The organism is Desulfonatronospira sp. (genome assembly GCA_003563255.1).
Lineage (GTDB): Bacteria > Desulfobacterota > Desulfovibrionia > Desulfovibrionales > Desulfonatronovibrionaceae > Desulfonatronospira.
This window is the reverse complement of record PWSL01000447.1, coordinates 1-9,438: the sequence shown is the minus strand read 5'-3', so window position 1 is coordinate 9,438 and position 9,438 is coordinate 1. Positions and strand designations below refer to the sequence as shown.

The following is a 9,438-nucleotide window of genomic DNA, read 5'->3' as shown; positions in this document are numbered from 1 at the left end:
GTGCCTGTCCCCAATTGAGACAGGTTATAATAATTATATAAGTTTCGCTGTAGTGTTATTTATCAAAAATCTTTTCAATTTTCTGGCTCAAGGTGTCAGCAGTAAAGGGCTTTACAATATAATTAGAAACTTTGGCCTGAACTGCTTCAATAATGTTTTCCTGCTGGGCTTCGGCCGTTACCATTAGAAAGGGAATGTCCGCAAACTCCTCGCTGGATCTGACTTTGCGCAGCAGTTCAATGCCTGTCATTTTGGGCATATTCCAGTCGCTGACAATAAAGTCAATCTTGTCCTTGTTCAGTATCTCCCAGGCAGTGGTTCCGTCATCGGCTTCCACTATGTTGTTGAAACCCAGTTGACGTAAAATATTCTTAATTATCCTGCGCATGGTTGAAAAGTCGTCAACGACCAAAACCCGCATATTTTTATTCATGGACATCCATACCTCCTAAAAAAAATTCTAAAGCGGGATACGCCCGCAACCCAGTTATCTGTTGTTTGTTAATTGTTAATAGGGTAAGGCAGTTAATATAGGCTTTTGTTCTTCAATAATTAACAATTAACTTATATCAATTTCTTGTTTTTTCGGACAGGGTTTCAGGAGTAAGCGCCTAATAGCTGTAACACTACAGGACACTTTGTGTTATTTTTTTGCATCTATTCACCATATTCTACCTAAAATATTCACCGGTAACGCAAAGAAAAGAATGTCTCACGCCCGGGCCTGCCGGCCCTAGAGGCGCAGAGCTCGCTGAGAGATAAGCAGGAGAAGAATTTTAATATTCATATCCTCCGAGCCGGTGTATATGAATAACAAGCTCCCCCGCAGGGGGCGAAAGCCTTTTTCATTGCCCCGGCTCAGGGCAATGAAAAGTCTTTCTTATCTCTGCGTCCTCTGTGCCTCTAGCGAAGCGGGCGAGAGGAAAAACATTTCAGGCTTGGCGTACACTTGAGCTGAAAGAGCTAAAAAGATTTGGTGAATAGTTACATTTTTTTTAACTCGACCGGGGACAGGCACTTTTGCCGAACTCAAACCGTAAAATGGCTGGGCTCTCGGCGGCAAAAGAGCCAGTCCCCTTCGAGTTGAAGTAATGTGTCGCTATAGTGTTAACAGGTTGCACCAATTCCTGCAAGAATCGATTTAAGGTAGCCATTAATGGGGGCCGGTATTCGATGACCCTCTGAATGGTTACCCTGGATCAATGTCCTCCTGATTTTAAAAAGCGTCATGTTCCTGAGCAAAGTTGTCCTTGATTTTTTTGATAGCCTGGGAGTGCAACTGCGAAACCCTGCCCTCGGTTACCTCAAGGACCTGGGCCACCTCCTTCATGGTCAACTCCTCGGTGTAGTATAGGGATAGAACCAGTTGCTCCTTATGAGAAAGATTTTCAATTATGATGGCCACCTTGTCTACCAGATCGTTGAAAATGACGTTGAACTGAGGTTCGTTGTTCTCCTGGCCCCCGGAGGTTGTGAAGTTTTCCTGGATGGCTTCCAGGCTCAGGCAGATCTGATTCTGCAGGGCCAGAAGGCCTTCCTGAACTTCTTCCTGGGATAATCCGGTGAGATCCTTTAATTCTTTATGGCTGGGGCTGTAACCTGCGTTTTGTTCAAAGCTGCGCATGGACTGCTCAAGCCTTTTTACCTTTTTTCTAAGCCCCCTGGAGAACCAGTCCATTTTGCGCAGTTCATCCAGCATGGCTCCTTTTATGCGATTGTCTGCAAAGGTTTCAAGCTTTATGCCCTGAGAAGAATCATAATTGCCCAAAGCCTCGATCAGGCCCAGAGAGCCTGCGCTGATGAGATCGTTTACATCAACATGTGCAGGCAGTTTATGTTTGAGGCGGGCTGCGATAATGCGGACCTTCCGGCCGTACGCCCTTACAATATCGTCTTTTTCCCTGGCGGACAACCGGCCGAAGGTAATACCCTGTTGTTCCAGTATTTCCCAGGGGTTATTCCTGGAAGAGGAGTTTTTTCCAAAAGAATTTGATATTGCCATCAAGATTTTCAGCTGGTTTCCATTGGGCGATGCTTTCAGCAACCTGCATGGTTGCCCTGGCAGCCCTTGAGTTGGGGGCATAATGGCAAAAGGGCGATTGACTGGCAACCCCTTTTCTCACATTTTGATCCAGAGGTATAACATTTACCAGGTCCAGGGAGATTCCGCTTAAAAAATGGTCACAGGCGTTATAGAGCTTTTTGAAGACATCTCTGGCTTCTTCCTGGTTTTTGGCCATATTTACCACTACCCTGAAACGTTCAATGCCATATTGAGTTTTCAGAACTTTTATCAGGGCGTATGCGTCTGTTAATGATGTTGGTTCAGGAGTCAGGATAACGATTCTTTCCTGCACGGCCAGGTTGAAGTAGATTACATTTTCGTTTATCCCCGCACCGGTATCCACAATCATAAAATCCAGTTCTTCCTCCAGGGTGTCCATAATTTCCAGCAGCTCCAGCTTCTGACCTGTGCTGAGGGACAACATTTCAGTTACACCCGAGGCTGATGGCAGTATGTCAAAGCCATAATCAGTAGGCAAGATTATTTTTTGCAAATCAATATTTTCATGAAATAGATGAAAAAGGTTCAGCCTGGGGTTCAGCCCTAGGATTACGTCTACATTGGCCAGGCCCAGGTCCGCGTCCAGAAGCAGGGTTTTCTTTCCCAGCTTATGCAGGCACAGGGCCAGGTTCACAGATATATTGGTCTTTCCTACACCTCCCTTGCCAGAGGTTATTGAGAGAACTATGGGCAGATTGTTTTTTTTTGGCATTTGCAAATCCTGATTACCTCTAGAGCTAAACTTATCATCTATCTATCATGTAACAGATAACTGGGTTGCGGGCATGGCCAGCCTTAGTGGTGTTAATGACTGACAGTGAAGATTCATCAACTTGTGTCGCCGGTTCCCTCCACTTTCGGCAATATTTTTTTGAAAACAAGCTTCCAGAAGTTGTCCCTGGTGGCGCTGGCTGAGCAATGCCGGAGTCCTTTTCCAAATCCAAGATATGAAGCGGGCAAGGCACTTTTCCAGGAGGCATTGACCAGGCTTCCATAATTGCAGGCTTCGTCCAGTTTGGTCCATATCAGACTGTTGAGATTATCACGGGAGTATTTCTGCAGATAGGCATCCAGTTGGTCCGGGGCATAAACCGGGCTGAGCACCAGATGCCGCCGGACTCTTTTCAGGTTTTTAATCCATGATTTCCAACCGGGTCTTTCCCGGATTTCAAGTCCCGGAGTATCCAGGAAAATCAGGTCATATCTGGACTGAACCTGCAAGATATTTTTCAGATCTTCGGATGACTTGGCTTCCATAAAAGCAAAATCAGAAAGGTCAGCGTAATGTTTCAAAAAAAGCCTGCCTCCGGCATGCTGAGTGTCGGTATTAACCAGGCAGATTTTTATTCCCGGCTGCAGGTTTCTGCTCTCCAGAGCCAGCCTGAGCACAGTGGTGGTTTTTCCGACCCCGCTTGGCCCCATGAGGCAATGAATTTTGCCATTCTGCATCTGATGCCCCCAGGAAGTCACAGGCACCGAGTCTGAAAAAACATCCAGAGTAGGCAGGTGAAGGTTTTCCCCAAGCCCGGACCACAAGTCCATAATTACTTCGGGGTAGACGCCCTGCTTTTCCAGGTATTCCAGAGCCTGCTTCTGTCTGGAAGTGATTTTTGGACCCTTGAGCTGCGGCTTGATTATCTTGAAGATGCTTTTCTTGAAGTCCGACCATTCCCGACGCCATTCCTCCCCGTAGTTTTCAGAAGGCATGCCCGGGACTGCTTCTTCTGCCTTGCCCCTGTTTTTCTGCTTTGTCTCCTGCGCTCCTGCGTACTCTGCAGAGGGCATTTCCAGGGCCGCTGTGAGCTCGAAAGTTTTTTTTCCGTTGGAAGATATGCAGTCACTGCTGAGGATCACTGCGTCCGGGCCCAACTCGCTTTTTACTTTCTGCAAAAGGCCGGAATATGACTGTCCACGAAAGGTTTTAACCTGCATTCTTCATACTCACTGTGTTTACCGAGTCCAACCGGATATTGGTCGGAATTTCAGTCTGGGAGATAACCGGCAGATTGGGCACAAACCTGAGCAGCAACTGGGCCAGGTGCGGGCGTATCATAGGAGAGGTCAGCAGTACTGGCTGCCCGTCGGTCACCACGGTTTTTTCCAGGGTTTTGTTGATGGAGTTGATTATCTTCTGAGCCAAATTGGGCTCCATTGCCAGGTATGTTCCATGATCCGTGTGCCGCAGTCCTTCCTGGAAAGACTTTTCTATGGATTCTTCCATGGTTATTATGGGCAGGGTACCATCTTCACTTAGATAAGGCTTTACAATGGTCCGGCCCATTTTCTGGCGCACATATTCAGTCAGTTGTTCCGGGTCCTTGGTCTGCTGCCCATAATCCGACAGAGTCTCCACGATTGTCAATAGATCCCGAATAGATACTTTTTCTTTGACCAGGTTTTGAAAAACTTTCTGGACCGTTCCCAGGGTCAGGATGTTGGGCACCAGGTCCTCTACTGCTTTGGGGGCTCTCTGGGCCAGGTTGTCCAGAAGGTTCTGGGTTTCCTGACGGCCAAGAAATTCATGCAGATTCTGCTTGAAGACCTCTGTAATATGAGTGGCAATAACAGTGGATGGATCCACCACTGTATATCCGGCCATTACAGCCTCTTCTTTCTTATTTTCCGGTATCCACAGTGCAGGCAGGTTGAAGGCGGGCTCCAGGGTCTCTATGCCCTTGATGCGGTGCTTGGCATCACCTGGATCCATGGCCAGGTAATGGTCTATCATTATCTCGGATCTGGCCACCTGGTTGCCCTTGATCAGGACCGCGTATTCACCGGGTTTGAGCTGCAGGTTGTCCCTCAGGTGCAGGGAGGGGATAACAACGCCCATGTCCAGGGCAAACTGCCTGCGGATGGACCTGATCCTGGCCAGAAGGTTGCCGTCCTGTTCTTCGTCCACCAGGGGAATAAGGCCGTAGCCAACTTCCAGTTCCAGAGTGTCAAGAGGAAGCAGGGAGTGCACTTCGGCCGGGGTCTCCAGGGCGGCCTGTGAGCCTTCTTTCTTTTCCAGGGCCTGTTCTTCCATCTCGGTCTTGTTCCTGGCCGATAAAACGGAAAGGGCGAAGAGTGCACCGGCCATAATAAGAAAAACAAAGGTAGGCATGCCCGGAACAAGGCCGAAAACCAGGAGTACGCCGCTGGCAAGGCGAAGCGCCCGGGGGTGGTAGGTGAGTTGCCCCAAAAATTCCTGTCCCATCTGGGCTTCGGCTGCTGCGCGGCTGACGATGATTCCTGCTGAAGTTGAGATGATAATGGTTGGAATAATGGCCACAAGGCCGTCGCCGATGGTCAGCAGGGTATATGTCTGAGCGGCTTCGCTCCAGCTCATGCCATGCTGAACGATACCGATAATCAGGCCGCCCACGATATTAATAACTGTAATGAGTATCCCGGCATTGACATCTCCGGATACAAACTTGCCCGAACCGTCCATCGCCCCGTAGAAATCGGATTCTTTTCGGAGGGCTTCTCGCTGCCTTTTGGCTTCCTGTTCGTCTATGAGGCCGGAATTCAGGTCAGCTTCGATAGACATCTGTTTACCTGGCAAAGAATCCAGGGTGAATCTGGCTGCCACCTCAGCTATGCGCGTGGTCCCTTTGGCGATTACCATCTTGGTCAGTGCGAAAAGAATGAGAAAGACCACTATGCCTATGAAATAGTTCCCTCCAACCACAAATGTGCCAAAGGACTCGATGACCCGCCCTGCAGCATGGGTCCCCTGGTCTCCGTGCAGTAGAATGAGCCTGGTTGTGGCCACGTTGAGTGCCAGTCGGAACATGGTGGCCACCAGCAGGAGGGATGGAAAGATGGAAAATTCCAGAGGGCTGCGCATGAACATGGAGGTAATCAGGATAACAAAGGCGAAAGATAGATTGAAGGTCAGCAGAAAGTCCAGAAAGATAGGCGGAATGGGCACCAGCATGACAAACAGGATGACGATTACTCCGCCGGCCAGAAGGATGTCTCCCTGTCTGGTGAATCTGGCGTAATCGATGTTGCCCAGGGTCGAGGTTTTGATTGCCATTTTATTGACGCCTTATTTCTGAATCAGTTCCTGCTGCTTGCACTTTATTGTCCCCCCGGCGGCCCCTTTTTTCTGAATTTGTAGATCTGGGCCAGGATAGAAGCCACTGCCTTGTAAAGGTCTTCAGGAATGGTTTCTCCTTCCTGGACGTTCTTATACAAGGCTTGTGCCAACGGCTTGTTTTCCCGGATGGGGATATTGTTTTCCCGGGCGATTTCCTTGATCTTTTCGGCCTTGAAATTGGCTCCCTTGGCCAGAACCATGGGTGCCGGAGCCAGGACCGGATCGTACTTGATGGCTACTGCGAGGTGGATGGGGTTGGTTATTACCACGTCGGCCTTGGGAACTTCCTGACGCATCCTCTGCATGGTGGTGGCCTGCATCTTCTTCCTCTGCTCCCTTTTTATTTCCGGATTGCCCTCGGCCTGTTTTCTTTCGTCTTTTACCTCGTCCTTGGTCATTTTCAGGTTTTCTTCGTAATCCCAGTTGGTGTAGGCTACGTCTGCGATGGCTATGATAAGCAAAGGTATCATGGCCAGCATGGCCATCTTGAAGGCTGTATTGAGTATGTAGGCGACAATGAAAGGAGGGTCCTGGTAAAAAAGAGGAAGAAAATTTTCAAATTCAGAGGTGATGATAATATAGGGAGCAGTAGCCACTGCTGCAGCAATGCCTACGTTTTTTACCAGCCTTACCAGTGTGTTCAGGTCAATGAATTTTTTCTTGAGCCCTTCCACGACATTGAAAACTTTGAGTTTTGGCTGCAGGGGCTTGAAAGTCCATAAATAGCCTACCTGCAGATATAATGCTATGATTGTCACAAAAAATACTATGAGCATAAAGGGCAGCAGTATGCTGGCTATCTTACCGATACTGAAAACAGCCAGATGATAGAGGCTTTCAGGGTTCAACTGGTAATGAAAGGCCTGGCCCATGAACCACTCAGTCATGTCCATGTACGTGTCCCTGATATGGGGAAATAAGAGGCGCAGGCCCAGGATGCCTGCGATCAGACTAATAATCTTGGGCATTTCCTGGCTTTTGGGGACATTTCCCTCTTGACGGGCCTTCTCACGCCGTTTCGGGGTGGCCTCTTCTGTTTTGCTGGGATCTTTTTGGGGCATAATATGATAAATCAGTAGATTTTATATTGCATCACGATGGAACACTTGCGGCACGCAGCAGGTTGTACATGTTGCCTCCCAGATTGGATATGTATCCTGTCATAAACATGCTGATAAGCTGGAAAACCATACCCAGAAAGAGCAGGCCCACACATATCTTGATGGGAAAACCCAGAAGCAGCACATTCATCTGGGGGGCTGTGCGTGCCATGAAGGCCAGTCCAAGGTTCACCAGGAAGACCGTGGCAATGACGGGAGAGGCAATTTTAAATGCCAGGACAAAAATTTGACTGGAATAATAAATTATCTGGTTGACCAGTTCAGGAGTGATGAAAAGGCCTCCGGGCGGGATGAGGTCAAAGCTCTGAGTCAGGCCCATGAGCAGATATAAATGGCCGTTGATACTTAAGAATACCAGCATGGAACACATATATAAAAACTGGGTGGTGATGGATTCCTGTTGACCTGTCAGGGGATCCACAATGTTCATCATCTTAAATCCCATCTGAAATGCTATGAGGTCTCCACCGGTCTGGATGGCTGCAAACAGAAAATGAACTATCAGCCCCAGTATCAGGCCCAGGACCAGTTCGCCGAAGATCATCAAGGCTATCTGGGCTGGATGCTCTGGAAAGTGGTGGGCTTCGAATGATAGATGCGGCCACAGGCCCAGGGTCAATACAATGCACAGGGCGGCTTTTATAGGAAGGGGTATGCCTTCACCTCCGAAAAAGGGCAGCAGAAAGACCACCAGGCTTATTCTGAAAAAGGTGAGCCAGAAGCTCAGGACGGTTTCTGGATTGAAGATGAAGAGGTCCATGCCCGTAGAGTAGCAAGAGGCGGGCCAGATTTGGGGGGCTTAGGGCAGGCTGCATGGGGCAGAGGATAAGACAGGCACTCCGGGACCCACTTGAGCGTGGTTTTATGCTCAAAAAGCTTGAATTTTTGGGACAGGTGGGTCCCGGAAGAGCCAGTCCCCTTGAGGCACAAATACGTGTCGTTGTAGGGATTTATACGGGTAATGCCCAGGAGGTGAAACAGACACCCGGGCCCTGGTCGTCATCTTAGTGGCAGGCCTTGTGTCTGCCCAGCAACGGTTACGCCTGCATCAGTTCAAAATATATCTTTTGGGGTCCACAGGGATGTTGTTGACGCGTACTTCATAATGCAGGTGCGGTCCGGTGCTCCTGCCGGTGTTGCCCACATAACCTATAAGCTCTCCCCTGGAGACTTTTGTATTTTCTTCCGTCACATACCTCTGAAGATGGGCATATTTGGTGGTAATCCCCCTTCCGTGGTCAAGTTCCATGGCAATGCCGTAAGCGCCGTCCCTGCCTGTGAAGGTGACTACTCCTGAGGCTGGGGCATATATGGGAGTTCCTTCCGGGGCGGAAATATCCAGTCCTTTGTGTAGTTCACGCTGACCGGTGAAAGGGGAGGATCGATATCCGAATTCAGATGAAACCCAGCCCTGGGTGGGCCATATGGAGGGTGTACTTGATAAAAGATCTCTTTGCTTATGCAGTGCGTGGAGAATTTCCTGCTGTTTTACTTCTTCAAGACGGGCTTCTGATCTCAACCGGTCCAGAAAGCTATGCATTTGCCTGGTGAGCATCTCCTGGCGGTAAAAGGGAAAGGAGGCAGAGGAGAGGTTTTCGCTTGTTCCGCCTGCGGGATTCGGATTCATATCCATTGGGGGTTCAAGGTTGAGCATTACCCTCAGTTTGCCATCCAGTTCCTGGACCCGCTCCAGGCTTTTTTCCAGTTCCTGGATCTTGTGAAAAAGTGTAGTCAACTGAATCTTCTGGGAGTTGACTGTGTCTTTCGAACGGTCAAGCTGCCGGCTTACTATCCTGTGCTCCTGATAGTATTGCCAGAGATAGAAATTGCTTCCTGCCATGGCTACAAACAGCAGGAGAGTGAATAATATTAACCAGCCTCTCAAGGAAAAAGTGGAACAGGAACCATTTTTGTCTTTGAAAACTACTAATTGGTATTTTTTAAACAACATATATATTTCCTCTTGACTGTCAAAAGTTCTCCAGTAACACCAGCAGGCATGGGCCTTACAAGCCGGAGGCTGGGCATGGGGACTGGCTCTTCCAGGACCCGCTTGTCCCAGAAATTCAGGCTTTTTGAGCATAAAACCATGCTAACGCTGGCCATGCCCGCAACCCAAGATAATGCAGTGCTCTTATCCCACTTGGGAAAGTCCCCCTCCG

At 48.8% G+C, this 9,438-nt stretch carries 8 protein-coding genes; all 8 read right to left on the bottom strand.

Annotation, left to right across the window (positions count from 1 at the left end; translation table 11 throughout):
* Positions 1–55: 55 nt before the first annotated feature.
* Entirely contained in the window at positions 56–439 is a 384-nt protein-coding gene (locus tag QZP87_RS13100) for a chemotaxis response regulator CheY (protein ID WP_291323368.1), read from the bottom strand.
* Between the two features lie 777 nt (positions 440–1,216).
* Positions 1,217–2,002: a FliA/WhiG family RNA polymerase sigma factor gene (locus tag QZP87_RS13095; RefSeq protein ID WP_291323367.1), complete on the bottom strand. Its 786-nt coding sequence runs from the start codon at positions 2,000–2,002 to the stop codon at positions 1,217–1,219.
* Positions 1,956–2,777: a MinD/ParA family protein gene (locus QZP87_RS13090; RefSeq protein ID WP_291323366.1), complete on the bottom strand. Its 822-nt coding sequence runs from the start codon at positions 2,775–2,777 to the stop codon at positions 1,956–1,958. The genes QZP87_RS13095 and QZP87_RS13090 overlap by 47 nt, the downstream gene beginning before the upstream one ends.
* 116 nt (positions 2,778–2,893) lie before the next feature.
* The gene (locus tag QZP87_RS13085; RefSeq protein ID WP_291323365.1) at positions 2,894–3,997 is read right to left on the bottom strand and encodes a hypothetical protein; all 1,104 of its coding nucleotides are present in this window, start codon (positions 3,995–3,997) and stop codon (positions 2,894–2,896) included.
* Positions 3,987–6,092 carry a flagellar biosynthesis protein FlhA gene (gene flhA, locus QZP87_RS13080; RefSeq protein ID WP_291323364.1) on the bottom strand — a complete coding sequence of 702 codons (2,106 nt, stop codon included), beginning with the start codon at positions 6,090–6,092 and terminating at the stop codon, positions 3,987–3,989. The genes QZP87_RS13085 and flhA overlap by 11 nt, the downstream gene beginning before the upstream one ends.
* A gap of 44 nt (positions 6,093–6,136) precedes the next feature.
* Positions 6,137–7,216: a flagellar type III secretion system protein FlhB gene (locus tag QZP87_RS13075; protein ID WP_291323363.1), complete on the bottom strand. Its 1,080-nt coding sequence runs from the start codon at positions 7,214–7,216 to the stop codon at positions 6,137–6,139.
* A 31-nt stretch (positions 7,217–7,247) separates the two neighbouring features.
* Positions 7,248–8,036: a flagellar biosynthetic protein FliR gene (gene fliR / locus QZP87_RS13070; protein ID WP_291323362.1), complete on the bottom strand. Its 789-nt coding sequence runs from the start codon at positions 8,034–8,036 to the stop codon at positions 7,248–7,250.
* Between the two features lie 288 nt (positions 8,037–8,324).
* Positions 8,325–9,227, bottom strand: a complete 903-nt coding sequence (locus QZP87_RS13065; protein ID WP_291323361.1) for a M23 family metallopeptidase — start codon at positions 9,225–9,227, stop codon at positions 8,325–8,327.
* Between the last annotated feature and the right edge of the window lie 211 nt (positions 9,228–9,438).

Excerpts from the sequence above, each read along its gene's own strand:
- QZP87_RS13095 (WP_291323367.1), bottom strand. The coding sequence starts at position 2,002 with ATGGCAATATCAAATTCTTTTGGAAAAAACTCCTCTTCCAGGAATAAC.
- QZP87_RS13100 (WP_291323368.1), bottom strand. The coding sequence starts at position 439 with ATGTCCATGAATAAAAATATGCGGGTTTTGGTCGTTGACGACTTTTCA.
- QZP87_RS13065 (WP_291323361.1), bottom strand. The coding sequence starts at position 9,227 with ATGTTGTTTAAAAAATACCAATTAGTAGTTTTCAAAGACAAAAATGGT.
- QZP87_RS13090 (WP_291323366.1), bottom strand. The coding sequence starts at position 2,777 with ATGCCAAAAAAAAACAATCTGCCCATAGTTCTCTCAATAACCTCTGGC.
- flhA (WP_291323364.1), bottom strand. The coding sequence starts at position 6,092 with ATGGCAATCAAAACCTCGACCCTGGGCAACATCGATTACGCCAGATTC.
- fliR (WP_291323362.1), bottom strand. The coding sequence starts at position 8,036 with ATGGACCTCTTCATCTTCAATCCAGAAACCGTCCTGAGCTTCTGGCTC.
- QZP87_RS13075 (WP_291323363.1), bottom strand. The coding sequence starts at position 7,216 with ATGCCCCAAAAAGATCCCAGCAAAACAGAAGAGGCCACCCCGAAACGG.
- QZP87_RS13085 (WP_291323365.1), bottom strand. The coding sequence starts at position 3,997 with ATGCAGGTTAAAACCTTTCGTGGACAGTCATATTCCGGCCTTTTGCAG.